This is a genomic window from Serratia sp. CY32780 (assembly GCF_052169135.1).
Classification (GTDB): domain Bacteria; phylum Pseudomonadota; class Gammaproteobacteria; order Enterobacterales; family Enterobacteriaceae; genus Serratia; species Serratia sarumanii.
This window is the reverse complement of sequence record NZ_JBJNLI010000003.1, coordinates 104,699-130,429: the sequence shown is the minus strand read 5'-3', so window position 1 is coordinate 130,429 and position 25,731 is coordinate 104,699. Positions and strand designations below refer to the sequence as shown.

The 25,731-nt window shown below is 62.3% G+C and carries 25 protein-coding genes; 17 read left to right on the top strand and 8 right to left on the bottom strand.

Annotated elements, in window-relative coordinates; all coding sequences use genetic code 11:
• Positions 1-11: 11 nt before the first annotated feature.
• The 3 genes from ACJ8HH_RS16905 to ACJ8HH_RS16895 are packed head-to-tail and all read right to left on the bottom strand — an operon-like array spanning position 12 to position 4,044.
• Positions 12-1,253 (bottom strand): aromatic amino acid transport family protein, encoded by a 1,242-nt coding sequence (locus tag ACJ8HH_RS16905; protein ID WP_060451959.1) that lies wholly within the window; start codon positions 1,251-1,253, stop codon positions 12-14.
• Positions 1,254-1,311: 58 nt separating this feature from the next.
• Entirely contained in the window at positions 1,312-2,766 is a 1,455-nt protein-coding gene (locus ACJ8HH_RS16900; protein WP_060451958.1) for an NAD-dependent succinate-semialdehyde dehydrogenase, read from the bottom strand.
• Between the two features lie 12 nt (positions 2,767-2,778).
• The gene (locus ACJ8HH_RS16895) at positions 2,779-4,044 is read right to left on the bottom strand and encodes a 4-aminobutyrate--2-oxoglutarate transaminase (RefSeq protein ID WP_047570450.1); all 1,266 of its coding nucleotides are present in this window, start codon (positions 4,042-4,044) and stop codon (positions 2,779-2,781) included.
• Between the two features lie 121 nt (positions 4,045-4,165).
• On the opposite strand from ACJ8HH_RS16895, the gene pdxR reads away from it, so the two are divergent.
• On the top strand, positions 4,166-5,656 hold the full coding sequence (gene pdxR, locus ACJ8HH_RS16890) for a MocR-like pyridoxine biosynthesis transcription factor PdxR (protein ID WP_060419776.1): 1,491 nt from the start codon (positions 4,166-4,168) through the stop codon (positions 5,654-5,656).
• Positions 5,657-5,671: 15 nt separating this feature from the next.
• Here the strand turns inward: pdxR and ACJ8HH_RS16885 are convergent, their stop codons facing one another.
• On the bottom strand, positions 5,672-7,291 hold the full coding sequence (locus ACJ8HH_RS16885; RefSeq protein WP_033649019.1) for an ABC-F family ATP-binding cassette domain-containing protein: 1,620 nt from the start codon (positions 7,289-7,291) through the stop codon (positions 5,672-5,674).
• A gap of 307 nt (positions 7,292-7,598) precedes the next feature.
• Between ACJ8HH_RS16885 and ACJ8HH_RS16880 the strand changes: the two genes are divergently transcribed.
• A complete protein-coding gene (locus tag ACJ8HH_RS16880; RefSeq protein ID WP_060451957.1) occupies positions 7,599-9,620 on the top strand; it encodes an oxidoreductase in 2,022 nt (673 codons plus the stop codon).
• A gap of 34 nt (positions 9,621-9,654) precedes the next feature.
• Here the strand turns inward: ACJ8HH_RS16880 and rlmG are convergent, their stop codons facing one another.
• Positions 9,655-10,794 carry a 23S rRNA (guanine(1835)-N(2))-methyltransferase RlmG gene (rlmG, locus tag ACJ8HH_RS16875; protein WP_033636091.1) on the bottom strand — a complete coding sequence of 380 codons (1,140 nt, stop codon included), beginning with the start codon at positions 10,792-10,794 and terminating at the stop codon, positions 9,655-9,657.
• Between the two features lie 149 nt (positions 10,795-10,943).
• On the opposite strand from rlmG, the gene ACJ8HH_RS16870 reads away from it, so the two are divergent.
• From ACJ8HH_RS16870 to sstT, 5 genes are all read left to right on the top strand, one after another.
• The gene (locus ACJ8HH_RS16870; RefSeq protein WP_004937154.1) at positions 10,944-11,450 is read left to right on the top strand and encodes a M48 metallopeptidase family protein; all 507 of its coding nucleotides are present in this window, start codon (positions 10,944-10,946) and stop codon (positions 11,448-11,450) included.
• Between the two features lie 50 nt (positions 11,451-11,500).
• Entirely contained in the window at positions 11,501-12,481 is a 981-nt protein-coding gene (locus ACJ8HH_RS16865) for a Gfo/Idh/MocA family protein (RefSeq protein ID WP_060451956.1), read from the top strand.
• A 1-nt stretch (position 12,482) separates the two neighbouring features.
• Positions 12,483-13,214: a glutamine amidotransferase gene (locus ACJ8HH_RS16860; protein ID WP_060426924.1), complete on the top strand. Its 732-nt coding sequence runs from the start codon at positions 12,483-12,485 to the stop codon at positions 13,212-13,214.
• 251 nt (positions 13,215-13,465) lie between these two features.
• Complete coding sequence (locus ACJ8HH_RS16855) at positions 13,466-14,440, top strand: TerC family protein (protein WP_060426923.1); 975 nt, start codon at positions 13,466-13,468, stop codon at positions 14,438-14,440.
• Between the two features lie 256 nt (positions 14,441-14,696).
• Positions 14,697-15,932, top strand: coding sequence for a serine/threonine transporter SstT (sstT, locus tag ACJ8HH_RS16850; RefSeq protein WP_033649012.1), 1,236 nt, complete (start codon positions 14,697-14,699; stop codon positions 15,930-15,932).
• A 54-nt stretch (positions 15,933-15,986) separates the two neighbouring features.
• Here sstT and ACJ8HH_RS16845 read toward each other — a convergent pair whose 3' ends face one another.
• Genes ACJ8HH_RS16845 through ACJ8HH_RS16835 form a run of 3 tightly spaced genes read right to left on the bottom strand, consistent with a single transcriptional unit; the run spans position 15,987 to position 19,130 of the window.
• Positions 15,987-17,474, bottom strand: coding sequence for a UxaA family hydrolase (locus ACJ8HH_RS16845; RefSeq protein ID WP_033649011.1), 1,488 nt, complete (start codon positions 17,472-17,474; stop codon positions 15,987-15,989).
• Positions 17,475-17,494: 20 nt separating this feature from the next.
• Positions 17,495-18,907 carry a glucuronate isomerase gene (gene uxaC, locus ACJ8HH_RS16840; protein ID WP_033649010.1) on the bottom strand — a complete coding sequence of 471 codons (1,413 nt, stop codon included), beginning with the start codon at positions 18,905-18,907 and terminating at the stop codon, positions 17,495-17,497.
• 55 nt (positions 18,908-18,962) lie between these two features.
• Complete coding sequence (locus ACJ8HH_RS16835; RefSeq protein WP_154067248.1) at positions 18,963-19,130, bottom strand: hypothetical protein; 168 nt, start codon at positions 19,128-19,130, stop codon at positions 18,963-18,965.
• A gap of 77 nt (positions 19,131-19,207) precedes the next feature.
• Between ACJ8HH_RS16835 and ACJ8HH_RS16830 the strand changes: the two genes are divergently transcribed.
• The 10 genes from ACJ8HH_RS16830 (at position 19,208) to ACJ8HH_RS16785 (ending at position 25,683) form a co-directional block, all read left to right on the top strand.
• Positions 19,208-20,506, top strand: coding sequence for an MFS transporter (locus ACJ8HH_RS16830; RefSeq protein ID WP_033636101.1), 1,299 nt, complete (start codon positions 19,208-19,210; stop codon positions 20,504-20,506).
• Between the two features lie 119 nt (positions 20,507-20,625).
• On the top strand, positions 20,626-21,402 hold the full coding sequence (gene exuR / locus ACJ8HH_RS16825; protein ID WP_033636102.1) for a transcriptional regulator ExuR: 777 nt from the start codon (positions 20,626-20,628) through the stop codon (positions 21,400-21,402).
• A gap of 186 nt (positions 21,403-21,588) precedes the next feature.
• Positions 21,589-22,035 (top strand): hypothetical protein, encoded by a 447-nt coding sequence (locus tag ACJ8HH_RS16820; RefSeq protein ID WP_033649009.1) that lies wholly within the window; start codon positions 21,589-21,591, stop codon positions 22,033-22,035.
• Positions 22,036-22,170: 135 nt separating this feature from the next.
• Positions 22,171-22,851: a DedA family protein gene (locus ACJ8HH_RS16815; RefSeq protein WP_033636104.1), complete on the top strand. Its 681-nt coding sequence runs from the start codon at positions 22,171-22,173 to the stop codon at positions 22,849-22,851.
• Entirely contained in the window at positions 22,848-23,222 is a 375-nt protein-coding gene (gene mzrA / locus ACJ8HH_RS16810) for an EnvZ/OmpR regulon moderator MzrA (RefSeq protein ID WP_004937130.1), read from the top strand. The genes ACJ8HH_RS16815 and mzrA overlap by 4 nt, the downstream gene beginning before the upstream one ends.
• 241 nt (positions 23,223-23,463) lie before the next feature.
• Positions 23,464-23,835 carry a DUF1090 domain-containing protein gene (locus ACJ8HH_RS16805; protein WP_033649008.1) on the top strand — a complete coding sequence of 124 codons (372 nt, stop codon included), beginning with the start codon at positions 23,464-23,466 and terminating at the stop codon, positions 23,833-23,835.
• A gap of 164 nt (positions 23,836-23,999) precedes the next feature.
• Complete coding sequence (locus ACJ8HH_RS16800) at positions 24,000-24,305, top strand: DUF883 family protein (RefSeq protein WP_004937125.1); 306 nt, start codon at positions 24,000-24,002, stop codon at positions 24,303-24,305.
• 2 nt (positions 24,306-24,307) lie between these two features.
• Positions 24,308-24,709: a phage holin family protein gene (locus ACJ8HH_RS16795; RefSeq protein WP_033636106.1), complete on the top strand. Its 402-nt coding sequence runs from the start codon at positions 24,308-24,310 to the stop codon at positions 24,707-24,709.
• Entirely contained in the window at positions 24,706-24,993 is a 288-nt protein-coding gene (locus ACJ8HH_RS16790; protein ID WP_004937121.1) for a YqjK-like family protein, read from the top strand. Before ACJ8HH_RS16795 ends, ACJ8HH_RS16790 begins: the two co-directional genes overlap by 4 nt.
• Before the next feature lie 294 nt (positions 24,994-25,287).
• Entirely contained in the window at positions 25,288-25,683 is a 396-nt protein-coding gene (locus ACJ8HH_RS16785; RefSeq protein WP_004937119.1) for a DoxX family protein, read from the top strand.
• Positions 25,684-25,731: the final 48 nt, after the last annotated feature.

Here is a 25,731-nt window from a genome sequence, read left to right as displayed (position 1 = left end):
GGGAAGGCAAATCACCATCCAGAGGGCAGATAGCCTAACAATGAAGCGATGGCGTACACCGCGCTGGCCAGGTACAGCAGCACAATGCTGATCTGCAGCAGCGGGTGCGTGATCCAGTTGCACTGCCAGCGCGGCGTCTGGTCGCCATGTTTGCGTGCGCCGCGCAGGATCAGCATCGGCATGATCGACAGGATCACCCCGCTGAACACCCCGGCGAAGTAGAGCGCGTTGACGAACGACACCAGCCCGCTGTAGGCCAGCGCGAACGGCGGCACCACCACCAGCAGCAGCACGCCGAAGCGGCGCAGCGGCAGCTCGTCGTTGCCCAGCCGGAACTTGTCGAAAATATTGGTCAGAAAGCTGCCGCCCAATCCCCAGTAGGAAGTCAGCATCGCGCACAGCGCGAAGATGTTGGCGGAGAAGAACGCCCACTGCCCCAGCGCCTGGCCCCAGGAGATGGTGGCCACGTCGGAGATGCCATCCAGCCCGCTGAGCGCGATCACCGACATCGGCACCGCCGCCAGCAAAATGAAGGTCACCGCCATGCCGACGATGATCGCCTTCGGCAACTGCTCCGGCTTGTCGGCAAAGCCGCGCGCCATTTCCGGCACGATGTACTGCGCCGAGAAGCAGAACACCACCACGTTGAACACCGGCACCATAAAGCGCCAGTCGCCGTCCAGCAGGTTGCGCATCTGGGTGGTGTCTTTCAGCAGCGTCGCCGCCACCAGCGCGGTCAGCATCACCACCATGCCGATGCTGATGAACTTCTCGCCGCGGCCGATCGCTTTCAAACCGAGATACAGCACGCCGGCGGCGGGCACGAAGAACAGCAGGCTGCCCAGCGCCGGCGAGATGCCGAACAGCGATTGCAGCAGCTTACCGCTGCCGGTCATGTAGGCGGTAAGCGCCCCAACGCTGTTGACGCACACCGAAGCGAACATCAGCCAGGCGCCCAGGCCGCCGACGTAGCGCTTCGCCAGCCCGCTCAGCTGCAGATGTGCGCGGGTGCGCAGCGTGGATTCGGCGACGTACAGCATAGTGATGGTGGTCAGACTCCCCACCAGCACCAGCCAGAACAGCAGCGGCAGGAAACCGGCCTTGCTGGAGGCGTAGGCGATGGAGAGCACCCCGGCGCCGATGTTGGTGCCGACGATCATCGCCACCCCTTCGAGGAAACTTAACGATTTGGCGGGTGCAGGTGCTCGCACCCCGGCGGTAAGCGCCGGAGAAACAGAGATATTATCAGACATGCATCATCCTTTATCGCCCGGCGACGCTGGCCGCCGGGATGGGTTAACGTCCTGACGCTCAACAGCTCACATCGATACACAGGTATTTCAGCTCCAGATATTCTTCTATCCCGTAGCGCGATCCTTCACGCCCGAGCCCTGACTGTTTCACGCCGCCGAACGGCGCCACTTCGTTGGAAATCAGCCCGGTGTTGATGCCGACCATGCCGTACTCCAGCGCTTCCGGCACGCGCCACTGGCGCGCGGCGTTCTGCGTGAACAGGTAGGCGGCCAGGCCGAATTCGGTGTCGTTGGCCATGGCGATGGCTTCCGCCTCGTCATGGAAGCGGAACAGCGGCGCCACCGGCCCGAAGGTCTCTTCTTTGGCGAAGCGCATCTTCTGCGTTACGCCGGTCACCACCGTCGGCTGGAAGAAAGTGCCGCCGAGCGCGTGCGGCTGGCCACCGGTGGCGATCTGCGCCCCTTTGATCAGCGCGTCGTCGATATGGCTCTGCACCTTCGCCACCGCATCGCTGTCGATCAGCGGCCCCTGGGTGGTGCCTTCCTGGCTGCCGTCGCCGACTTTCAGCTGCTCGACCGCCGCTACCAGTTTTTCCACCAGCCGCTCGTAGATGCCGTCCTGCACGTAGATGCGGTTGGCGCAGACGCAGGTCTGGCCGCTGTTGCGGAACTTGGAGGCCATGATGCCCGCCACCGCCGCGTCCAGATTGGCGTCGTCGAACACGATGACCGGCGCGTTACCGCCCAGCTCCAGCGACAGTTTCTTAATGCTCGGCGCGCACTGCGCCATCAGGATGCGGCCGACCTCGGTCGAACCGGTAAAGCTCAGCTTGCGCACCACCGGGCTGTCGCACAGCACCTTGCCCACCTGCGCCGCTTCCCCGGTCACCACCTGCAAAACGCCGGCGGGAATACCGGCGTCCTGCGCCAGCTTGGCCAGCGCCAACGCGGTCAACGGCGTTTGCTCAGCCGGTTTGACGATGATGGCGCAACCGGCCGCCAGCGCCGGCGCCACCTTGCGGGTGATCATCGCCGCCGGGAAATTCCACGGGGTGATGGCCGCACACACACCGATCGGCTGTTTCACCACCACCAGGCGCTGCGAAGCCTGCGGCGCCTGCAATACCGCGCCGTCCACCCGCTTGGCCTCTTCGGCGAACCAGGTGATGAACGACGCGGCGTACGCCACTTCGCCGCGCGCTTCCGCCAGCGATTTGCCCTGCTCGGCGGTCATCAGCTGCGCCAGATCTTCCTGTGCGGCAAGTACCTTGTCGGCCCAGGCCAACAGCAGCGCGGAACGCTGCTTGGCGGTCAGCTGTTTCCACTCGTTTTGCGCCCGCTGCGCCGCCGCGATCGCCTGCTGGGTTTCCTCTTCGCTGACCAGCGGAATGCTGGCCAGTTCGGCGCCGGTGGCCGGATTGATCACCGCTTCGCGCTTACCGCTCAGGGCATCGCACCATTCGCCGTTGATCAGACACTGGCTGCGCAGCAGCTCGGGATTGTTCAATTTCATGCCGTTCGCTCCTTAGTGAGCCAGCGCGCGGGACAGGATGCCCATCGCCTTGGTGAACTGATCGTCCGGGATGGTCAGCGGATACAGGAAGCGGATCACGTTGCCGTTCACGCCGCAGCTCAACAGCAGCAGCCCTTCTTCCATCGCCTTCTGCTGAACCTGACGGGTGATCTCCGCCGAAGGCTTGCCGGTAGCCGGATCGTTGAACTCCACCGCCACCATCGAACCTTGCGCCCGTACATCCGCAATTGCCGGGCTGGTTTTGCGCGCCTGCTGCAGCACTTCCACCAGGTGCTGCCCCAAGCGCTGGGCGCGCTGGCACAGCTGCTCTTCGTCGATCACGTCCAGCACCGCGTGCGCCGCGGCCACCGCCAGCGGGTTACCGGCGTAGGTGCCGCCCAGCCCGCCCGGCGCCGGCGCGTCCATCACCTCGGCGCGGCCCGCCACCGCCGACAGTGGCATGCCGCCCGCCAGGCTTTTCGCCATGGTGATCAGATCCGGTTTAACGCTGTAGTGCTCCATGGCGAACAGCTTGCCGGTACGGGCGAAGCCGGTCTGTACTTCGTCGGCAATGAGAAGAATGCCGTGCTGGTCGCACAGCGCGCGCAACGCCTGCATAAAGTCGGCCGGCGCCACGTTGAAACCGCCTTCGCCCTGCACCGGCTCCAGCACGATCGCCGCCACCTGCTTGGGATCGATATCCGCTTTAAACAAGCGATCCAGGCTGTTCATCGCGTCTTCGGTAGTCACGCCGTACAGCGCATTCGGGTACTGGCCGTGGAACACCGAACCGGGGAACGGCCCGAAGCCCAGTTTGTAAGGCGCCACTTTGCCGGTCAGCGCCATGGTCATGTAGGTACGGCCGTGGAAGCCGCCGCCGAAGGTGATCAAGCCCGGACGGCCGGTGTAAGCGCGGGCGATCTTCACCGCGTTTTCCACCGCTTCCGCGCCGGTGGTGAAGAAGGCGGTTTTACACGGGCCGGCGATCGGCGCGCGCTGGTTGATGCGCTCCGCCAACGAGACATAGCTTTCGTAAGGAACGATCTGATAGGCAGTGTGGGTGAAGGCCTGCAGTTGCTTTTCAATCGCGGCGATCACCTTCGGGTGGCGGTGGCCGGTGTTCAGCACGGCGATCCCCGAGGCGAAATCGATCACTTCTCTGCCTTCCACATCCCACAGCGTAGCGTTCTCTGCGCGCTCGGCGTAAAAACCACACATCACGCCCACTCCGCGCGGGGTGGCGTCCTGACGGCGTTGGTTCAATTCTGCGTTTTTCATGCTGTTCTCTCCGGTCGGTGCCAGTTACACGTTTCGTTCACATTCGTGAAACAATGACGTTTATTTACACAGGATGTGGCCCTATAATCGAGTGCCAGTTACGAATAATTGAGGGATCCAATTGCGCTCATTGAGTGGTGATCTGTTGCTGCAGCGCCTTGGCGAGCAGCCCGATGACAAGCTGCACAAGCGGCTTTACAACGCGATCCGCACCAGCATTCTCGACGGCAGCCTGCCGCCCTCCAGCCGCCTGCCCGCTTCGCGCGATTTGGCGCAGGAACTCAGCCTGTCCCGCAACACGGTGTTAACCGTTTATGAACAACTTCTGGCGGAAGGCTACGTGTCGGCGCGCGCCGGCAGCGGCACCTTCGTCGCCGACACGGTGCCGGACAGCTGCCTCTCCACCGGCGGCGCGCCGGCCGACGGCAGCGGGCAACCGCGGCGCGTCGAGCTGTCCGAGCGCGGCACCACGCTGCTGCACCACGCCAGCGCCAGCCCCAAACAGTGGGGGGCGTTCATTCCCGGCGTGCCCGACGTCAACGCCTTTCCCCATCAGCTGTTCAGCAAGATCCAGGCGCGCCTCAGCCGCCGCCCGGCGCCGCAGCGGCTGACCTACAGCAATCAAGGCGGCAGCCCGGAGCTGCAGCATGCGTTGGTGGAGTATTTACGGGTGGCGCGCTCGGTGCGCTGCTCGCCGGAACAGATCCTGATCACCGAGGGCATTCATCAGGCGATCGATCTGGTGACGCGCATGTTGTGCAATCCGGGGGATGACGCCTGGATCGAAGAGCCGGGCTATTGGGGGATCCGCAATATCCTGCGCATCAATGCGCTGAACATCTGCCCGCTGGCGGTGGACGAAGCCGGGCTGGTGCCGCCGGAGCAGCCGACCACCCCGCCCCGCCTGATTTTCGTCACTCCGTCGCACCAGTATCCGCTCGGCTCGGTGATGAGCCTGGCGCGCCGCCAACGGCTGCTGGCGCTGGCGCGCAACGCCGGCGGCTGGATCGTCGAGGACGATTACGACAGTGAATTCCGCTTTTCCGGCCAACCGATCCCGGCGCTGCAAGGGCTGGAGGCCGACGCGCCGGTGATTTATATCGGCACCTTCAGCAAAACGCTCTATCCGGCGCTGCGCCTCGGCTATGTGGTGTTGCCGCCGCCGCTGGTGCAGGCGCTGAAAACCGCCCACGCCGAGCTGTACCGCGGCGGGCACCTGCTGATCCAGAGCGCGCTGGCGGAGTTTATTCAGGCGGGGCATTACACCGCGCATATCCGCCGCATGCGGCTACTGTATGCCCGGCGGCGCGCTTTCCTGACCGGCTTGATCGAACAGCACCTCGGCAAACAGGCGCTCAGCGAGTTCAACAGCAACGCCGGGCTGCATCTGATCCTCAACCTGCCGGACGAGGCCGACGACGTGGCGATCGCCGCCGCCGCCGGCGCGCGCGGGGTGCTGGTGCGGCCGCTGTCGCGCTACTACATGCAGCCCAACCGCCGGCGCGGCCTGCTGATGGGGTTTGCCTGCGTACCGGAAGAGCAGATGGCCGCCGCCTTCACCCAGTTGCTGGCGTGCATCAACGCGCCCGAAATGAAAAAGGCGGCTCCTTAGGGCCGCCTTCGCGCGTTACCAGGCCTGAAGCCGCCAACCGTCCGCCTGCCGGTGCAGACGGTGCGTCGGCCGCAGCGCCTGCAGGAAGTCTTCGTCGTGCGACACCACCAGCATCGCGCCGGGGAAATCCGCCAGGGCGGTTTCGATCGCCAGCGACGACGCCAGATCCAGGTGGTTGGTCGGTTCGTCCAGCAACAGCAGCTGCGCCGGTTGCCGCCGCCACAGCGCGCAGGCCAGCGCCGCCTTCAGCCGTTCGCCACCGCTCAGCGAACCCAGCGGCAGCGCGATGCGATCGGCGCCAAGCTGCAACTGCGCCAGCCGGGTGCGCAACGCGCCTTCCACCAGCGGCGAATCCTGCAGCCCGAGATGCTCCATCACCGACAGGCTCGGGTCGAGCTGCGACAGGGTTTGATCGAGATAGGCCGTCGACAGCGGGCAATGACAATGGCCGGCAAGCGGCGCCAGCTGGCCGAGAACGGTCTTCAGCAAGGTGGACTTGCCGCAGCCGTTGGGGCCGGTCAACGCCACGCGCATCGGACCGTCGATCCGCAGATCCAGCGGCGGCGCGCTGACGAACGGCAGCTGCAGCTGCTCGAGCACCAGCACCTGCTTGTTCGCGCTCACTTCGCTGCCCGGCAGCGCCAGCAACACCGGCTGTTCCTCTTCCACCCGCTGATAGGCCTCGCGCACCGCCGCATCGAGGCTGTCGCGCTGGTCCTGATGCTGTTTGCGCAGCGTGCCGAGGCTCTCCTTCGCCGCCGATTTGTAGGCCACCCGTTCGAAAGAGGCGATATTCAGCGTATCGACGACGCGCAGCGTTTGCGCCGAGCGCCGCTGGCTCATGTCGTGCTCTTTCTGTTGCCGGGCGCGGGTACGGCGGCGCTCCTCGCGCGCATGCTCCAGATCGGCGCGCGCCGCCTGCTGCTCCGTGTCGCGCTGGCGGCGGTAGTCGTCGTAGTTGCCGCCGTAGCTGCGCAGCGCGCCGGGCGTCAGTTCGACGATGCGCTCCATACGCCCCAGCAGTTGCCGGTCATGGCTGGCGATCAGCAGCCCGCCCTGCCACCGCTCCAGCTGCTGATACAGCCAGGCGCGCCCGGCGCTGTCGAGGTGGTTGGTCGGTTCGTCCAGCAGCAGATAATCCGCCTCCCCCAGAAAAGCGCCGCACAGCGCCGCGCGCATCCGTTCGCCGCCGCTCAAGTCGCATGCGGATCGCAACGGATCGAAGGCCGGCAGCCCGGCGGCGGCGAAGGCGCTTTGCAGGCGATCGTTGAGATCCCAGCGCCCTTCCAGACGATCGATGTCGTCCGCCAACGGCCGCCCCTGCTCGATGCGCGCCAGCGCAGCGAACACCTCGCCGTAGCCCAGCAGCTGCGCCAGCGTAGTGTCGGCCGCGATCTCCGGCTGCTGCGCAACGTATGCCAATGCGGCATGGGATTCGACGTGCCCGTTGCCCGGCCGATCCCGCCCGGCGATCAGGCGCAGCAGCTGGGTTTTGCCGACGCCGTTGCGCCCCACCAGGCCGCAGCGCTGCCGATCGAAAGCGAGATCCAGCGGGCCGAACAGCGTTTCGCCGTCAGCAAATTGGCAGGTCAGTTGATGTAAAACGAAATAAGGGGACTGCGCAAAATGAGCCATAAGCACTCCTGAATGAGATCAAAATATCCCCACAGGGCGCGAGAGCGCACGGCGTGGGACCAGATATCAACAGGTGTGGTTGTTCATTTTCGGTTATGGCTCCGCAGAGAGAAGGAATTTGCAACGCGCAAAGGTTAACCGATCTTTTGTTCGTTATGCAAACAGTGTCTGAGATTCATGACGTCTATCACATTCGGCGCAACGCAGATTCCCAAGCGGCGCGACAACGGCTAGATTTATCTCATCCGACCACTTGTATTCACATAATTATAACAACGGGCCCCGATTTCACCCGATGGAGAGTGCAATGAGCAATTACCCTCACCTGCTGGCGCCGCTGGATCTCGGCTTCACCACCCTGAAAAACCGGGTGCTGATGGGATCGATGCATACCGGCCTGGAAGAGCTGCCCGACGGCCCGCAGCGCCTGGCCGCGTTCTATGCCGAGCGCGCCGCCGCCGGCGTGGCGCTGATCGTCACCGGCGGCATCGCCCCGAACGAACAGGGCGTGGTTTTTCGCGGCGGTTCGATCCTCAACAGCGAGGAGCAATTGCCTCACCACCGCCCGGTGACCGAAGCCGTCCACAGGGTGGGCGGCAAAATTGCGCTGCAGATCCTGCACACCGGCCGCTACAGCTATCAACCCAAGCTGGTCGCCCCTTCCGCCCTGCAGGCGCCGATCAACCCGTTTACGCCGAGCGCGCTCAGCGAAGCGGAGATCGAGCAGACCATCGCCGACTTCGCCCGCTGCGCGGCGCTGGCGCAGCAGGCCGGCTACGACGGCGTGGAAGTGATGGGATCCGAAGGCTATCTGATCAACCAATTCTTGACGACGCGCACCAATCAGCGCGACGACCAATGGGGCGGCAGCTTCACCAACCGCATGCGCTTCGCCGTCGAGACCGTCAGGGCGGTGCGCCAGGCGGTGGGCGCGGAGTTCATTCTGATCTACCGGCTGTCGATGCTCGATCTGGTGGAAGACGGCTCCAGCTGGCAGGAGATCGAGCAGCTGGCGCTGGCGGTTGAACAGGCGGGCGCCACGATCATCAATACCGGCATCGGCTGGCACGAAGCGCGTATTCCGACTATCGCCACCATGGTGCCGCGCGCCGGGTTCAGTTGGGTGACCCGCAAGCTGATGGGCAAGGTCGGCATCCCGCTGATCACCACCAACCGCATCAACGATCCGGCGGTGGCCGAGCAGGTGCTGGCGGACGGCTGCGCCGACATGGTGTCGATGGCGCGTCCGTTCCTCGCCGACGCCGCCTTTGTGCAGAAAGCCGCCGAGGGGCGCGCCGACGAGATCAATACCTGCATCGGCTGCAACCAGGCCTGTCTCGACCAGATTTTTGAAGGCAAGCTGACTTCCTGCCTGGTCAACCCGCGCGCCTGCCGCGAAACCGAAATGCCGCTGACAATGGCGGAGAAACCGAAAAAACTGGCGGTGATCGGCGCCGGCCCCGCCGGGCTGGCCTTCGCCACCACCGCCGCCAGCCGAGGCCATCAGGTGACGCTGTTCGACGCCGCCGAGCAGATCGGCGGCCAGTTCAACATCGCCAAGCAGATCCCCGGCAAGGAAGAATTCCATGAAACCCTGCGTTACTTCCGCCGCCAGCTGGCGCTGCGCGAAGTGACGGTCAGGCTGGGCGTCAAGGTCGAGGCGGCAGATTTAAGCGAATTCGACGAAGTGATCCTCGCCTGCGGCATCGTGCCGCGCACCCCGGACATCCCCGGCATCGGCCACGCCAAGGTGCTGAGCTATCTGGACGTGCTGCGCGATAAAAAACCGGTCGGCCAGCGGGTGGCGATCGTCGGCGCCGGCGGCATCGGCTTCGACACCGCCGAGTACCTCAGCCAGCACGGCGTGTCCAGCAGCCTGGATCAGGCGGAATTCAACCGCGAATGGGGCATCGACGGCCGCCTTGAGCAGCGCGGCGGGCTGGCGGCGCAAGGGCCACAGGCACCGCGCGCCGCGCGGCAAATCTACCTGTTGCAGCGCAAAACCAGCAAAGTGGGTGAAGGCCTGGGGAAAACCACCGGTTGGATCCATCGCGCCAGCCTGGCGATGCGCGGCGTGAAAATGCTCAACAGCGTCAGCTATCGGCTGATCGACGACGAAGGGCTGCACATCACCCGCGCCGAGCAGGACAGCTGTCTGCCGGTGGACACGGTGGTCATCTGCGCCGGGCAGGAACCGCGCCGCGAGCTGCAGCAGCCGCTGCTGGCGATGGGGAAAACCGTGCATCTGATCGGCGGCGCCGACGTGGCCGCCGAGCTGGACGCACGCCGCGCGATCGATCAGGGGACGCGGCTGGCGATGGCGCTGTAAAAAAAGGGGCGCACAGCGCCCTTGGTCATCACGCTCAGCGACGCGCGCCGGATTTCACCGCTCTCAAGATCACGAACTTCTTGTTCGAGGCCACCAGCGTGCAGTTGCCGAACAGACGCTTGAGCTTCTGGTGATAGTCGAGGTGGCGGTTGCCGACGATGCGCAATTCGCCGCCCACCTGCAGACAGCGCTTGGCGTCGCAGAACATCTGCCAGGCGGTGTGATCGGTAATGGCGTGCTGCTGGTGGAACGGCGGGTTGCACAGCACCGCCTGCACGCTTTCGCGCTCGATGCCCGCCAGCGCGTTGTTCACCTCAAACTGGCAGCGATCCAGCTCTTGCGGCAGGTTGTGCTCCACGTTCAGTTCGCTGGAGGCCACCGCCATGTAAGATTCATCGACGAAGGTCACCTGCGCTTCCGGGTTTTGCGCCAGCGCCGTCAGGCCAATCACGCCGTTGCCGCAGCCCAGATCGACGATATGGCCGTTCAGGCCGCGCGGCAGATGCTCCATAAACAGGCGCGCGCCGATATCCAGGCTGCCGCGCGAGAAGACGTTGGCGTGGTTATGGATAAGCCAATCGGTGCCGTCCAGCGGCCAGTCGGTGGTTTCCGCCGCTGCCGGCGGGACGATGTCCGCCGCCTGGCAGAAGATCAGGCGCGCTTTCTTCCACGCCAGGCTGGTGCGCGTCGGGCCCAGCACCTTTTCAAACAGCTGCATCGTCGAGGTGTGCACGTCGCGCGCCTTGGCGCCGGCGACGATCAGCGTGTCTTCGGTCACGACGTGGCGCAGCGCGCGCAGCTGCTGCTCCAGCAGCGCCAGCGCCTTTGGCACGCGAATCAACACCACCGCCGGCGCCGCCGGCAGCTCGGCCAGGCTGTCCAGCAGCGTAACCTGCTCGGGATCCAGCCCGTTGAGCTTGAGGTTGTGGCGCGTCGCCAGCTGGCTCATGTAGGAGTCGCTGACGCTGTAAGGGCGATGCGCGTGCAACGCACAGGCCAGGGTGCCGAAGTTATCGTTGAAAATCAGCACCGGGCGCCCGCCGATATCTACGTTTTCAAGCTGTTGCAGCAGATATTCGTCCGCCGCTTCCCACGCCTGCAGTTGGGTGGATTCTTCTTGTTGGGGATAACGCTCCAGCTCAAGTTGCTGTGTTCCCAGATCGAGTTGGCTCATTGCCCCTCCTGACTGATAAAATTTGGGCTGTTTATCCCCTAAAAACGCCCGTCAGTAAAATGTTTTTTCGGATAAATTGCGTATGCCAGGATTTGAGCGAAAAAACAGCATAGAATGACCGACTGAATGGCCGTTGATACGGAACAAGAATGTCTGAATTGACCTACCTGCAAGGCTACCCAACGCATCTGCAAAGTCAGGTGCAGCAACTAATCCATCAGAATCGGCTGGGAGACGTGCTGCTGCAGCGCTATCCGCAGGTGCACGACTGCACCACCGACAAGTCGCTGTATCAGTTTACCGTCGATCTGAAAAACCAGTATCTGCGCAACGCCCAGCCGCTGAGCAAGGTGGCCTACGACAGCAAAATCCACGTCATGAAGCACGCGCTTGGCCTGCACACCGCCATCTCGCGCGTGCAGGGCGGCAAACTGAAGGCCAAGGCGGAAATCCGCGTGGCGACGGTGTTCAAGGTCGCGCCCGAACCCTTTTTGCGCATGATCGTGGTGCATGAGCTGGCGCACCTGAAAGAGAAAGATCACAACAAGGCATTCTACAGCCTGTGCTGCCATATGGAGCCGGATTACCACCAGCTGGAGTTCGATACCCGGCTGTATCTGACGCACCTTTCGCTGTTCGGCGAGCTGTATGCATAGCGAGTGAGGGCGTGATAATCTGCGGTTTTAGGCCTGGACCGGAGCTCGCCATGATTCGCTTTGCCGTCGTCGGCACCAACTGGATTACGGAACGTTTTATCGATGCCGCCCATGAAAGCGGCAAACTCAAGCTGAACGCCGTGTATTCACGCTCGCTGGACCAGGCGCAGGCCTTTGGCGCCAACTATCAGGTCACGCAGTTTTTCGACTCGCTCGAGGCGATGGCGCAGTCTGACGCCATAGACGCGGTGTATATCGCCAGCCCCAATTCCCTGCACTGCCCGCAGTCGCTGCTGTTCCTGCGCCATAAAAAACACGTGATCTGCGAAAAGCCGCTGGCCTCCAACCAGCGCGAAGCGGAACAGCTGGTAGCCTGCGCGCGGGAAAATCAGGTGGTGCTGTTCGAAGCGTTCAAAAGCGCCTACTTGCCGAATTTCCTGGCGCTGCAGCAGGCATTGCCGAAAGTCGGCCGGCTGCGCAAAGCCTTTATCAACTACTGCCAATACTCTTCGCGCTACCCGCGCTATCTCGCCGGCGAGAACCCCAACACCTTTAACCCCCAGTTCTCCAACGGCTCGATCATGGACATCGGCTACTACTGCCTGGCCAGCGCGGTAGCGCTGTTCGGCGCGCCGCAGTCGGTGCTGGCCAGCGCCACGCTGCTGGATACCGGCGTGGACGCCCACGGCACCGTCTGCCTGAACTACGGCGATTTCGACGTCACGCTTTCCCATTCCAAAGTCAGCGACTCGGCGATCCCCAGCGAGATCCAGGGGGAAGAAGGCACGCTGATTATCGACAAGATTTCCGAGTGTCAGGGCGTGGCGCTGACGCCGCGCGGCGGCAACCGCCAGGATCTGAGCCAGACGCAGCACATCAATACCATGCTGTATGAAGCGCTGGCCTTCGCCGAGCTGGTTGAGCAGCGTCAGGTGGAACACCCGGGGCTGGAGAATTCGCTGATCGTCGCCCGCCTGCTGACCGACATCCGCCGCCAGACCGGCGTCGTCTTCCCCGCCGACGGAGAATGAGATGAAACCGCTGCTCGTGATGCAAACCGGCGACGCGCCGCAGGCCATTCGCCAGGAACTGGCCAACTTTGAAGGTATGTTCCTGCAACAGGGCAACATCGATGCCGAACGCGCGCACATCGTGCATCTTCCCGCCGGCGAGAGGCCGTTGCCGCCGGCCGCCTATTGCGGCGTTGTCATTACCGGCTCACCGGCGATGGTGACCGAACAGCTGCCGTGGAGCGAGGAAGCCGCCGAATGGCTGCGTCAGGCGATGGCGATCAAACTGCCGTTGTTCGGCGTCTGCTACGGCCACCAGCTGCTGGCCTACGCGCTCGGCGGCGAAGTGGGCTACCACCCGCAGGGCATGGAGGTGGGTACGCTGGAGATCGAACTGCTGCCCGCCGCGGCCGAAGACCGGCGGCTCACCCTGCTGCCGCCGCGTTTCAAGGCCAACCTTATCCATTCGCAGAGCGTGCTGACGCCGCCCGCCGGCGCGCAGACGCTGGCGCGTTCGCAGCAGGACGCGCACCAGATTCTGCGCTATGGCGATCGCGCCCTGACCACCCAGTTCCATCCGGAATTCAACGGCGCGGTGATGAGCCAGTATCTGCAGTGGCTCGGCGAACTGCATCCCGAGCAGCAAGCCCGCTATCAACAGCAACAACAACAGGTTAGCGACACGCCGTTCAGCCGCCTGCTGCTGCAGGGATTCGTCGTCAGCCTCGGCGCGCAAAAAGCGATGGCCGGCTAACGCGATTCACGTTGACCGCCGACACATTTTGCATTACTTTCTGCTCTGCAAAGGGGAGTAACTTCATTGCCGGTCAATCGTCATTACGATGCGCAAGCATCCGGTTACCGGGCAACCTGATGTCAAAGGTGTAACCACCTTCATCAACGTTGTAAGTGAGACCTTGCCGGAAGGCGAGGTTGCTTGCAGCGTTCACAGAGCGGCTGGCGTCTTCCGACGTTGGCCGTTTTTGTTTTTGAAGGATACCTCTGATGATGAATTCCGTTGGCACACCGTGGTTATGGGGCAGCTTCGCCGCCGTCATAGTCGTGATGCTCGCAATCGACCTCCTGTTGCAGGGCCGTAAAGGCGTGCACACCATGACCCTGAAGCAGGCCGCCAGCTGGTCGCTGGTGTGGGTCAGCCTCTCCCTGCTGTTCAATTTCGGTTTCTGGTACTACCTGAATGAAACCGCCGGGCGCGCCGTCGCCGATACCCAGGCGCTGGCCTTCCTGACCGGCTACCTGATCGAAAAAGCGCTGGCGGTGGATAACGTGTTCGTCTGGCTGATGCTGTTCAGCTACTTCGCCGTGCCGGCCAACCTGCAGCGGCGGGTGCTGATCTACGGCGTGCTGGGCGCGATCGTCCTGCGTACCATCATGATCTTCGCCGGCAGCTGGCTGGTCAGCCAGTTCCAGTGGCTGCTGTACCTGTTCGGCGCCTTCCTGCTGTTCACCGGTATCAAAATGGCGCTGGCGAAGGAAGATGACTCGGCGATCGGCGACAAGCCGCTGGTGAAATGGCTGCGCAGCCACCTGCGCATGACCGACAACCTGGAAGGCGAGCGCTTCTTCGTGCGCCGCAACGGCATCCTGTTCGCCACCCCGCTGGTGCTGGTGCTGATCCTGGTAGAGCTGAGCGACGTGATCTTCGCGGTGGACAGCATTCCGGCGATCTTCGCCGTGACCACTGACCCGTTCATCGTCCTGACCTCCAACCTGTTCGCCATCATGGGCCTGCGCGCCATGTACTTCCTGCTGGCCAACGTGGCGGAGCGTTTCTCGATGCTGAAATACGGCCTGTCGGTGATCCTGGTGTTTATCGGCATCAAGATGCTGATTATCGACTTCTTCCACATCCCGATCGGCGTATCGCTGGGCGTGGTGGCGGGCATCCTGACGCTCACCTTGCTGATTAACGCCTGGGTCAACCGTCGCAACGATCGCCTGGCGAATAAACAACCATAATCTGTTATCCGGGGCGCTAGTCGCCCCGTGATTGTTTGGCAATTCCCCCAAAACGCCAAACGTTATTGCGATCACACAAATGTAACCAGTATGTTATCAAGTGTTGATCCGCGCTTAGAATTTCACCTTCGCCTCTTTCCAACATCATTCGATTGCTGAATACTGATTCGGCAAACACACTTAGTTACAGAATCATATAAAGCCACCCGGCGTCGTTCCCGCCGCGGCGGCCAGATAACATCAGGAAGAAAGCACTATGCAAAAACTACTACAAAAGATCACGCAGGGTAGCCTGGTCAAACAAATCATGGTCGGCCTGGTGGCCGGCATTCTGTTGGCGCTGGTTTCGCCGGCGGCGGCCTCCGCCGTTGGCCTGCTCGGTTCCCTGTTCGTCGGCGCGCTGAAGGCGGTGGCGCCGGTGCTGGTGCTGGTGCTGGTGATGGCCTCGATCGCCAACCATAAACAGGGGCAGAAGACCAACATTCGCCCGATCCTGTTCCTCTACCTGTTGGGCACCTTCGCCGCGGCGCTGGTGGCGGTCGTCGTCAGCTTTATCTTCCCTTCCACGCTGGCGCTGAGCACCGGCGCGACGGACATTACCCCGCCGGGCGGCATTGTGGAGGTGATGAAGGGCCTGTTGATGAGCGTGGTGGCCAACCCGTTCCATGCGCTGATTAACGCCAACTACATCGGTATTCTGGCGTGGGCCGTCGGGCTGGGGCTGGCGCTGCGCCACGCTTCCGAAACCACCAAGGGGCTGATCAACGACATGTCCCATGCGGTCACGCTGGTGGTGCGCGCGGTGATCCGCTGTGCGCCGCTCGGCATCTTCGGCCTGGTGGCTTCCACGCTGGCGGAAACCGGTTTCGGCGCGCTGTGGGGCTACGCCCAATTGCTGATGGTGTTAATCGGCTGCATGCTGCTGGTGGCGCTGGTGCTCAACCCGCTGATCGTTTACTGGAAGATCCGCCGCAATCCGTATCCGCTGGTGTTCGCCTGCCTGCGCGAGAGCGGCGTAACCGCCTTCTTCACCCGCAGCTCGGCCGCCAACATCCCGGTGAACATGGAGCTGTGCAAGAAGCTGAACCTGAATGAGGACACCTACTCGGTTTCCATCCCGTTGGGCGCGACCATCAATATGGCCGGCGCGGCGATCACCATCACCGTACTGACGCTGGCGGCGGTAAACACGCTGGGCATCGCGGTGGACGTTCCGACCGCCCTGCTGCTGAGCGTGGTGGCCGCCCTCTGCGCCTGCGGCGCGTCCGGCGTGGCCGGCGGCTCGCTGCTGCTGATCCCGCTGGCGTGCAACATGTTCGGCATTCCGAACGACGTGGCGATGCAGGTGGTAGCGGTCGGCTTTATCATCGGCGTGCTGCAGGATTCGGCGGAAACGGCCCTCAACTCCTCCACCGACGTGCTGTTCACCGCCGCGGCCTGCCAGGCGGAAGACCAGCGGCTGGCGAACGAAGACCCGCTGAAGGTGCGTTAATCCCACCCTGGCTGCATTGCAAAGGCGCTCTTTCGAGCGCCTTTTTTGTCAGCCTTACAGCGTCACTCCGCTTTTAAAGATCGCCAGCTCGCGGAAATCGTTGGCTTCATTGCGCGCCGGACGGCCGTTGGCGATCTCGACGATCAGATCGACGAAGCGGCTGAGCAAGGTCTCCATCGCCACGCCGTGAACCAGACCGCCAGCGTCGAAATCGATCCAGTGCGGTTTCTTCGCCGCCAGTTCGCTGTTGGTGGCCAGCTTCACCGTCGGCACAAAGCCGCCGTACGGCGTGCCGCGCCCGGTGCTGAACAGCACCATATGGCAGCCGGCGCCGGCCAGCGCGCTGGTCGCCACCGCGTCGTTGCCCGGCGCGCTGAGCAGATTCAACCCCGGTACGCGCAGCCGCTCGCCGTATTTCAGCACGTCCACCACCTGGCTCAGGCCCGCTTTTTGGGTGCAGCCGAGCGATTTCTCTTCCAGCGTGGTAATGCCGCCGGCCTTGTTGCCCGGAGACGGGTTCTCATAAATCGGCTGTTGATGGGCGATGAAATAGCGTTTGAAATCGTTGATCATGTCGACGGTTTTGTCGAAAGTCTCCCCATCGCGGCAGCGGCTCATCAGGATGCGCTCGGCGCCGAACATCTCCGGCACTTCGGTCAGCACCGTGGTGCCGCCATTGGCGATCACATAATCGGAAAACCGTCCCAGCAGCGGGTTGGCGGTAATGCCCGACAATCCGTCCGAACCGCCACACTCCAGGCCGAACTTCAGCTCGCTCAGGCGGCCCGGCTCGCGGCGATCGTGGCGCATCTCACGGTATAGCTCGTGCAGCAGCCCCAGCCCGGCCTCCACCTCGTCGTCCTGCTGTTGGCACACCATAAAGCGCAGCCGCCGCTCGTCCGCCATCCCCAGCGTGGCGCGAAAGGCCTCCACCTGATTGTTCTCGCACCCCAGCCCGATCACCAGCACCGCGCCGGCGTTGGGATGGCGCGCCATGTTTTGCAGCATGATGCGGGTGTTGGCATGATCCTGTCCCAGCTGCGAGCAACCGAACGGATGGCTGAACAAATGCACGCCGTCGATCCCCTCCGCCTGCGTTTGCTGCAAAAAGTGCTGCTGGATCTGGCGGGCGATGCCGTTGACGCAGCCGACGGTCGGCACGATCCACAGTTCGTTGCGGATCCCCACGTCGCCGCCGGCCCGGCGGTACAGCTGCACCTCGCGATCCGCCGCCTGCGGCGGCAACGCCGGGAACTGCGGCTGGTAACGGTAGCTGTCCAGATCGCTCAGGTTGGTTTTGGCGTTTTGCGAATGGATATGTTCCCCAGGCCCGATGGCCGCGAGCGCGTGGCCGATCGGCTGGCCATATTTGATGATGTCCTCGCCCTTTGCGATCGGGCCGAGCGCAAACTTGTGCCCGCGCGCCACCGGCTGCGCCAGTTGAACGCGCTCCCCGTCCAGCTCAACCGTTTCTCCGGCGGCCAGATCGCGCAGCGCCACCGCCACGTTATCCTGCTCGTGAATCTTTATCGTACTTTGCATAAACCGGTCCCGGATAACGGCTACGCCAGTTCAATGGCGAAATAGTTTTTGGCGTTGTCGAAACAGATGTTTTTCACCATCTCGCCCAGCAGCGCGAGATCCGCCGGCGCTTCGCCGTCCGTCACCCAGCGGCCGATCATCTGGCAAAGAATGCGGCGGAAGTATTCATGCCGCGTATACGACAGGAAGCTGCGACTGTCGGTCAGCATGCCGACGAAGCGGCTCAGCAACCCGAGCTGCGCCAGCTGCGTCATTTGGCGCTGCATGCCGTCCTTCTGATCGTTGAACCACCAGCCAGAGCCGAACTGCATCTTGCCCGGCGTGCCTTCCCCCTGGAAATTGCCGATCATGGTGCCGATCACTTCGTTATCGCGCGGGTTGAGGCAATAGAGAATGGTTTTCGGCAGGCCGCCCTGCCGCGCCTGGGCATCCAGCAGCCGCGACAGCGGCTCCGCCAGCGGCCGATCGTTGATCGAGTCGAAACCGATATCCGGCCCGACGGCGGCCAGCATGCGGCTGTTGTTATTGCGCAGCGCGCCGATATGGTACTGCTGCACCCAGCCGCGGCGCCGGTATTCGCCGGCCAGGAACAGCAGCACTGCGCTTTTGAACTGGGCGCTCTGTTCCGGGGTCGGCAGCTCGCCGTTCAGGCGGCGCAGCAGGATCGCATCCAGCGCCGCTTCGTCGGCCTCGCCGAACACCACCACGTCCAGCGCATGATCGGCCACCTTGCAACCGTGGGCGGCGAAGTGATCCATGCGCTTGTACAGCGCGTCGCACAGCGCGCTGAAGCGGCCGATGGCGGTGTCCGCCGCTGCCTCCAGCTGCCGCAGATAGTCGTTGAAGCCAGGCGCATCGATGGCGAAGGCCTTGTCCGGCCGCCAACTCGGCAACACCTTGATATCGAAGCTGTGATCGTCGGCGATCGCCCGATGATGGCGCAGATCGTCGATCGGATCGTCGGTGGTGCCGACCATTTTCACGTTCATCTGCCGCATGATGCCGCGCGCGCGAAACTCATCCTGCGCCAGCAGCGCATTGCCGCGCTGCCAGATCTCATCCGCCGTGGCCGGCGACAGCAGCGTTCCTGTGATGCCGAACGGCCGACGCAGCTCCAGATGCGTCCAGTGATAGAGCGGATTGCCGATGGTGTGCGGCACCGTGGCGGCCCAGGCGTCGAATTTCTCGCGATCGCCCGCATCGCCGGTGCACAGCCGCTCCGCCACGCCGTTGGTGCGCATCGCCCGCCATTTATAGTGATCGCCCCGCAGCCAGATATCGTACAGGTTGCTGAAGCGGGTATTCTCCGCGATCTGCTGCGGCGGCAAATGGCAGTGGTAATCGAAAATCGGCTGGTCCGCCGCGTAGTCATGATACAAACGCCGGGCAAATTCGCTGTCCAGCAGGAAATCTTCGCTCAAAAACGTCGCCATCTCGGGCTCCTTACCTTACTTGCCGTGCGGCATGGGGATCGAATCACAAAAGTTATCACACCAATTTCAATGAGCGTCCAGCATATTTTTCTCGACGCCTGCCGTTTTGCTGTCCCTCAACCCCTTTTCTGCTCGTTTTTACGGCAAACTTGCGCCATAAATGCGCTATTTCATCGGCGACAGTATCGCTCAGGCGAATAATTCCTTTTGTGATATCACTCAACTTTTAAACCTGTATGACAGGTTATTGTCTCGCCAGCCGCATCGTCGGCCATACCTTCAAACGGGGAGACATTTCGGATGCGTAAAATTAAAGGGTTACGCTGGTACATGATCGGGCTGGTGACCGTCGGCACCGTGCTGGGTTACCTGACCCGCAACGCCATCGCCGTGGCGGCGCCGACGCTGGAAGATACGCTGCACATCACCACCCAACAGTATTCCTACATCGTCGCCGCCTACTCCGCCTGCTACACCGTGATGCAGCCGGTGGCGGGCTATGTGCTGGACGTGCTGGGCACCAAGGTCGGCTACGCCATGTTCGCCATTCTGTGGGCGCTGTTCTGCATGGGCACCGCGCTGGCCAACAGCTGGGGCGGCCTGGCGCTGGCGCGCGGCGCGGTCGGCATGGCCGAGGCGGCGATGATCCCCGCCGGGCTGAAGGCCAGCAGCGAGTGGTTTCCGGCCAAAGAGCGTTCGATCGCCGTCGGCTATTTCAACGTCGGTTCGTCGATCGGCGGCATGATCGCCCCGCCGCTGGTGGTGTGGGCCATCGTGGCGCACAGCTGGGAGATGGCGTTCATCATCACCGGCGTGCTGAGCCTGATCTGGGCCATCTGCTGGCTGCTGTTCTACAAACACCCAAAAGATCAGAAGAAACTGAGCCAGGAAGAACGCCGTTACATCCTCGAAGGCCAGGAGGCGCAGCACCAGACCTCTAACGCCAAAAAAATGTCCGCCTGGCAGATCGTGCGCAACCGCCAGTTCTGGGGCATCGCGCTGCCGCGCTTTCTGGCGGAGCCGGCCTGGGGCACCTTCAACGCCTGGATCCCGCTGTTCATGTTCAAGGCCTACGGTTTTAACCTGAAAGAGATCGCCATGTTCGCCTGGATGCCGATGCTGTTCGCCGATCTCGGCTGCATCGTCGGCGGCTACCTGCCGCCGCTGTTCCAGAAGTATTTCAAGGTCAATCTGATCGTCTCGCGCAAGCTGGTGGTGACGATGGGGGCGGTGTTGATGATCGGCCCCGGCATGATTGGCCTGTTCACCAGCCCTTACGCGGCTATTGCGCTGTTGTGCGTCGGCGGCTTCGCCCATCAGGCGCTGTCCGGCGCGCTGATCACCCTCTCTTCCGACGTGTTCGGCCGCAATGAGGTGGCGACCGCCAACGGCCTGACCGGCATGGCGGCCTGGACCGCCAGCACGCTGTTCGCGCTGGTGGTCGGCGCCCTGGCGGACACTCTCGGCTTCAGCCCGCTGTTCGCCGCGCTGTCGGTCTTCGATATTCTCGGCGCCATCGTCATCTGGACGGTGCTGCAAAACCGCCCGGCCGCCGAAGCGCAACCGGCCGCGCTGCAGCCGTCTCCGGCGCGCAGCTGATCCCGTCGCCCGGCCCCCGCGCCGGGCCTTCTGCTCCTCTGGCAGCGGTGCCGAATAAGTGGTATAACAAATCCGATGGCCACGCGCCCCTTCCCACCGCACCGTATAGAGCATTCACTATGGAATTCACTGAAACCAGACGCCTGTATCAGCAACTGGCCGCCGAGCTTAAACAACGCATCGAAAGCGGCCGCTACCCGGTGGGCGACAAGCTGCCGGCCGAGCGATACATCGCCGAAGAGATGAATGTCAGCCGCACCGTGGTGCGCGAAGCGATCATCATGCTGGAAGTGGAAGGCTATGTGGACGTGCGCAAGGGATCCGGGATCCACGTGGTGTCCAACCAGCAAAAACACCTGGTGGTGCCGGGCGACAGCATCGAGTTCGCCACCGCCGGCCCGTTTGAGCTGCTGCAGGCGCGCCAGCTGATCGAAAGCAACATCGCCGAATTCGCCGCCACCCAGGTGACCAAGCAAGATATCGTGCAGCTGATGGAGATCCAGGAGCACGCCCGCAAAGAGGATCGCTTTCGCGACTCGCAGTGGGATCTGAAGTTCCACGTGCAGGTGGCGCTGGCCACCCAGAACACCGCCATGGCCACCATCGTGGAAAAAATGTGGGTGCAGCGGGTCAACAACCCTTACTGGAAGAAACTGCACGAACATATCGACGAACGTTCGATCGCCAGCTGGTGCGACGATCACGATCAGATCCTCAAGGCGCTGATGCGCAAAGATCCTTACGCCGCCAAACTGGCGATGTGGCAACACCTGGAAAACACCAAGCAGATGCTGTTCAACGCCACCAGCGACGATTTCGAATACAATGCCGACCGCTATCTGTTCGCCGAGAATCCGGTGGTGCATCTGGATGGCGTGAGCCACGAACCGAAATAGCCACGGCGGTCAAAAACCGTCGGCTTATGTCAGGTAATGTAAAATCCGCTGAATCGATGCCGGAACCGCCGTTTGCCGTGTACTATTTCACCGTCGGCAACGTAGATTTCCCTGTTGCCAATCGTGCTATTTTGGTAGAGTTAGCCCACTTTTTTACCCATTGCTGCGGGGGCGGGACGCGAATAAATGCGCTGGTTGTTTGCCATGCTGATTGCTGTTTTTTGCTGGACCGGTTCGGTCTCCGGCCAACAGCTATGCGTGGCGTCACCCAAGCCAACCCCCAGCGCGCTGAGCAGCCTGCCGCTGCTGGCGGAGCCGGCGCTTTCCCCCTATGATCATGTGTATCGGGCACCGGCCGAAGCGCGCCGCAAAGCCCCCGGCAAGTTGCCGCTGCTGCTGCCCAGAGCGCACTCTTTCCCCGGTTCGCTGCTCGCATCCTCCCTGCCGGCGCCGGTCTATACCTTGGCCGCAGAGCCGGGCTACCGAATTCGCTTCCCCCGCCAGGACACTCCGGCTCCCAACCGGCTTGCCCAGGTCGACTGGATGCTGGACTCCTCCAGGCAACAGAGTCGGCAGGCCGGCTGGAAAGAAAGTAACATGCAGTACCGTGGCACGCTGACTTATCACCTATGACCGGTGTCGCACCGCTAAAAACCTTAAAGCAACGCCGTTTCATCGTTATCAGCATTCAGGATCGCCGCGCGCTTTCAGCCCACGCCCGTTCCGCCGCTGAGATAAAAATAAACAATGACGTTTTAGGAACACCGGATGGACATCATTAAAGAACTGATACATGCCCTGTGGCAGCAGGATTTTGAGACGCTGGCGAACCCTTCGTTGGTGTGGACCCTCTACATCCTGCTGTTCATGATTCTGTTTTTGGAAAACGGCCTGCTGCCGGCCGCTTTCCTGCCGGGTGACAGCCTGCTGATCCTGGTCGGCGTGCTGATCGCCAAAGGCACCATGGGCTTCCCGCTGACCATCGTCATCCTGACCGTCGCCGCCAGCCTGGGATGCTGGGTCAGCTACATACAGGGCCGGTGGCTCGGCAATACGCGAACGGTGCAAGGCTGGCTTTCGCACCTGCCGGCCCACTACCATCAACGCGCTCACAACCTGTTCCACCGCCACGGGCTTTCCGCCCTGCTGGTCGGCCGCTTCCTGGCCTTCGTGCGCACCCTGCTGCCGACCATCGCCGGCCTGTCCGGCCTGAGCAACGCGCGCTTCCAGTTCTTCAACTGGATGAGCGGCCTGCTGTGGGTCTTGATCCTGACGACGCTGGGCTTCGCGCTGGGCAAAACCCCGGTGTTCCGCAAGTATGAAGATCAGCTGATGTTCTGCCTGATGATGTTGCCGCTGGTATTGCTGGTGGTCGGGTTGATCGGCTCGTTGATCGTGCTGTGGCGCAAGAAACGCGCCAGCGGCCAGAACCCGGGGAAAGGGGCGTGACAGCAAAGCGCCCGCGCTGGCAATACGTCCTGATGATCGCGCTCGCCCTGCTGGCGTTGGCGACGCTGTTGGTGCCCTGCATGGTGCGCACCGAGAGCGAGCTGCGCATTCGCGCCAGCCAGCAAGGGCTGTCGCTGCCCGACGGTTTTTACGTCTACCAGCGCCTGGATGAGCGCGGCATCCGCATCAAAAGCATCACGCCGGAAGGCGATGGCCTGGTCATCCGTCTGGATTCGCCGGAGCAGCAGTTGCTGGCGCGCGAAGCGCTGCAAACCATCCTGCCGCCCGGTTACCACATCGCGTTGAGCGAATCCCCCGTGCCGTCGCATTGGGTACGCGAATTTGCGCGTTCCCCACTCAATCTGGGATAATCCCCCTTCATATGAAGGGGTTTCCTTTCATTGCATTATTTTCATTTTCATTCGCACCGATTAGCTCAAGAATTAATCAGTCAGCACCGAGTCACGGCTGATTCTTTGGGGGCGCGCCGGTTTCATGACTATGCTGAAGGGTAACTTCAGCCGGCGATGAACGCCCTCCTCTCGCGCTGCCGCCTTCGGCAGTCAGGAAAGCGGGTGCCTGTTCAGGCATCCCATGAAAAGGAACTGAAAGATGAAATTACGCCATTCACTGTTACTGCTGTTGCCACTCTGCACGCTGCCGGCCCTCGCTTCGGCCGCTGAGGGCGGCTGCGCCGCCAAAGCGCAAGACATCCAGCAGCAAATCGACTATGCCACCCAGCACGGCAACACCCACCGCGTGGACGGGCTGAAAAAAGCACTGAGCGAAGTGCAGACTCACTGTACCGAAGCCGGCCTGCAGGCCGAACGCCAGGAAAATATCGCAGAGAAACAGCGCAAGGTCGACGAACGCCGGCAGGAGCTGAAAGAAGCGCAGCAAACCGGCAAGCTGGACAAGGTCGCCAAGAAGCAGCAGAAGCTGGCGGAAGCGCAGGCTGAGCTGAAACGCGCTCAGGCGGAATAATTTTTTTGTACCAGCGGATTTATCGATGAGAGCCCCATCACACGGGATTTATTAAGCATATGGGATTGATGCCTGGTGTTATCTGCTGGCCATCACCCCTTTGCTCCGGCGAAAAAATCCGCTATGTTAAAAGTCTGTCGAAATAAACGTTAAGGAATAATCACATGGCACATGATTCAAATGCAGAAAACTTACGCGCTGAACTGAAGTCCTTAGCCGATACGCTGGAGGAAGTGCTGAACTCCTCTACCGACAAGCCGAAAGCCGAGCTGGAGAAGCTGCGCTCGAAGGCGGAAGGCGCGCTGAAAGAGACCCGCGCTCGCCTGAGCGACGCCGGTGACAAGCTGGCTTCGCAAACCAAGCAGATCGCCGGCCAGGCCGACGACTATGTGCGCGACAACCCGTGGACCGGCATCGGCATCGGCGCGGCGGTCGGCGTGGTGTTGGGCGTGCTGCTCGCGCGTCGTTAATCATGGCTGAACAACCGCAAGTGCGCGCGCAGGGCCCCGCTAAAGGGGTCCTGGATATCGGTCAGCGCATCATCACGATCCTGGTCGGCATGGTGGAAACCCGTGTCCGGCTGGCGGTGGTCGAGCTGGAAGAGGAGAAAGCCAACCTCATTCAGCTGCTGATCATGGCCGGTATGACGCTGCTGTTTACCGCCTTCGGTTTGATGAGCCTGCTGATCCTGATCTTCTGGGCCATCGATCCGGTCTATCGGCTGATGGCGCTGGGTGCCACGACCGGCGTGCTGCTGTTCCTGGCCGTGGTTGGCACCATTTGGACGCTGGTCAAGGCCCGTCGCACCACGCTGCTCGGCGCCACGCGCAAGCAACTGGAACTCGATCGTGCCGAACTGGAGCGCGAGCCATGAGCCGCCGCCGCTATCTGGAATGGAAAAAAGAGAGGCTGATTCGCCAGATCCAGCAACAGCGTCTGGATCTGGCCGAACACAAGTCTTTATGGCTGGAAAAGACCGAACGCATCGACCGCGGCTGGCAGACGGTGTTTGGCCTGCGCCGCTATCTGGTGCTCGGTTCCAGCGTCATGGCGCTGTACGGCATCCGCCACCCCAGCAAGATGATCCGCTGGTCGCGCCGCGCTTTCGGCGCCTGGAGCGCTATCCGCCTGTTTAAAAAGACCTTCTCCGCCAAGTAAGCCCCGCGCTTTTCCTTCAAACATCCTGTTGCTCCGCCCTCGTTTCCCCCCTAAAACAGCGCTGCTTATCCCGAGGGCCGGGCAACCTGCTGACAAGCGTCAGTTTATTAGCACGCTAAAGATTCAGATTTTTTGAAAAATTACGACAGTTTTACTTGCTAACAACCTGAGCACTTCCCGCTTAACATTCACTCCATCAATTCGAGACGGAGCGGACAGGGTAAGAGACCCGCTACGCCGCCCGTTGATATGACTACCGCCGAACAGGCACACAAAAACACGTTGGAGTAGATGATGAAAAAATTAGAAGATACAGGTTTGTTGGTTGCTCGTATTCTGATGCCAATCCTGTTTATCGTGGCAGGCTACGGCAAAATGGGTGACGCTTATGCCGGTACCCAACAGTACATGCAATCGATGGGCGTGCCTGGCTTCTTGCTGCCACTGACCATCCTGCTGGAATTTGGCGGCGGTCTGGCGATCCTGTTCGGCTTCCTGACCCGCACCGTGGCGCTGTTCACTGCCGGTTTCACCATTCTGACCGCGCTGCTGTTCCACACTGACTTTGCGGAAGGCGTAAACCAGCTGATGTTCATGAAAAACCTGACCATCGCCGGCGGCTTCATCGTGTTGGCGGTCGCAGGCCCTGGCGGCTTTAGCATCGACCGTCTTCTGAACAAGAAATGGTAATCTAAACTGTCATTCAGGGCCCGGCATGCCGGGCCCTGTCGCTTTTCA

Coding starts and splice junctions, on each gene's coding strand:
- rlmG (WP_033636091.1), bottom strand. CDS start 10,794: ATGAGCCAACTCGATCTGGGAACACAGCAACTTGAGCTGGAGCGTTAT.
- ACJ8HH_RS16795 (WP_033636106.1), top strand. CDS start 24,308: ATGGCTGAACAACCGCAAGTGCGCGCGCAGGGCCCCGCTAAAGGGGTC.
- ACJ8HH_RS16905 (WP_060451959.1), bottom strand. CDS start 1,253: ATGTCTGATAATATCTCTGTTTCTCCGGCGCTTACCGCCGGGGTGCGA.
- exuR (WP_033636102.1), top strand. CDS start 20,626: ATGGAATTCACTGAAACCAGACGCCTGTATCAGCAACTGGCCGCCGAG.
- ACJ8HH_RS16815 (WP_033636104.1), top strand. CDS start 22,171: ATGGACATCATTAAAGAACTGATACATGCCCTGTGGCAGCAGGATTTT.
- ACJ8HH_RS16855 (WP_060426923.1), top strand. CDS start 13,466: ATGATGAATTCCGTTGGCACACCGTGGTTATGGGGCAGCTTCGCCGCC.
- sstT (WP_033649012.1), top strand. CDS start 14,697: ATGCAAAAACTACTACAAAAGATCACGCAGGGTAGCCTGGTCAAACAA.
- ACJ8HH_RS16900 (WP_060451958.1), bottom strand. CDS start 2,766: ATGAAATTGAACAATCCCGAGCTGCTGCGCAGCCAGTGTCTGATCAAC.
- ACJ8HH_RS16865 (WP_060451956.1), top strand. CDS start 11,501: ATGATTCGCTTTGCCGTCGTCGGCACCAACTGGATTACGGAACGTTTT.
- ACJ8HH_RS16845 (WP_033649011.1), bottom strand. CDS start 17,474: ATGCAAAGTACGATAAAGATTCACGAGCAGGATAACGTGGCGGTGGCG.
- uxaC (WP_033649010.1), bottom strand. CDS start 18,907: ATGGCGACGTTTTTGAGCGAAGATTTCCTGCTGGACAGCGAATTTGCC.
- ACJ8HH_RS16790 (WP_004937121.1), top strand. CDS start 24,706: ATGAGCCGCCGCCGCTATCTGGAATGGAAAAAAGAGAGGCTGATTCGC.
- ACJ8HH_RS16805 (WP_033649008.1), top strand. CDS start 23,464: ATGAAATTACGCCATTCACTGTTACTGCTGTTGCCACTCTGCACGCTG.
- ACJ8HH_RS16820 (WP_033649009.1), top strand. CDS start 21,589: ATGCGCTGGTTGTTTGCCATGCTGATTGCTGTTTTTTGCTGGACCGGT.
- ACJ8HH_RS16830 (WP_033636101.1), top strand. CDS start 19,208: ATGCGTAAAATTAAAGGGTTACGCTGGTACATGATCGGGCTGGTGACC.
- ACJ8HH_RS16880 (WP_060451957.1), top strand. CDS start 7,599: ATGAGCAATTACCCTCACCTGCTGGCGCCGCTGGATCTCGGCTTCACC.
- ACJ8HH_RS16785 (WP_004937119.1), top strand. CDS start 25,288: ATGAAAAAATTAGAAGATACAGGTTTGTTGGTTGCTCGTATTCTGATG.
- ACJ8HH_RS16870 (WP_004937154.1), top strand. CDS start 10,944: ATGTCTGAATTGACCTACCTGCAAGGCTACCCAACGCATCTGCAAAGT.
- ACJ8HH_RS16860 (WP_060426924.1), top strand. CDS start 12,483: ATGAAACCGCTGCTCGTGATGCAAACCGGCGACGCGCCGCAGGCCATT.
- ACJ8HH_RS16800 (WP_004937125.1), top strand. CDS start 24,000: ATGGCACATGATTCAAATGCAGAAAACTTACGCGCTGAACTGAAGTCC.
- ACJ8HH_RS16895 (WP_047570450.1), bottom strand. CDS start 4,044: ATGAAAAACGCAGAATTGAACCAACGCCGTCAGGACGCCACCCCGCGC.
- ACJ8HH_RS16885 (WP_033649019.1), bottom strand. CDS start 7,291: ATGGCTCATTTTGCGCAGTCCCCTTATTTCGTTTTACATCAACTGACC.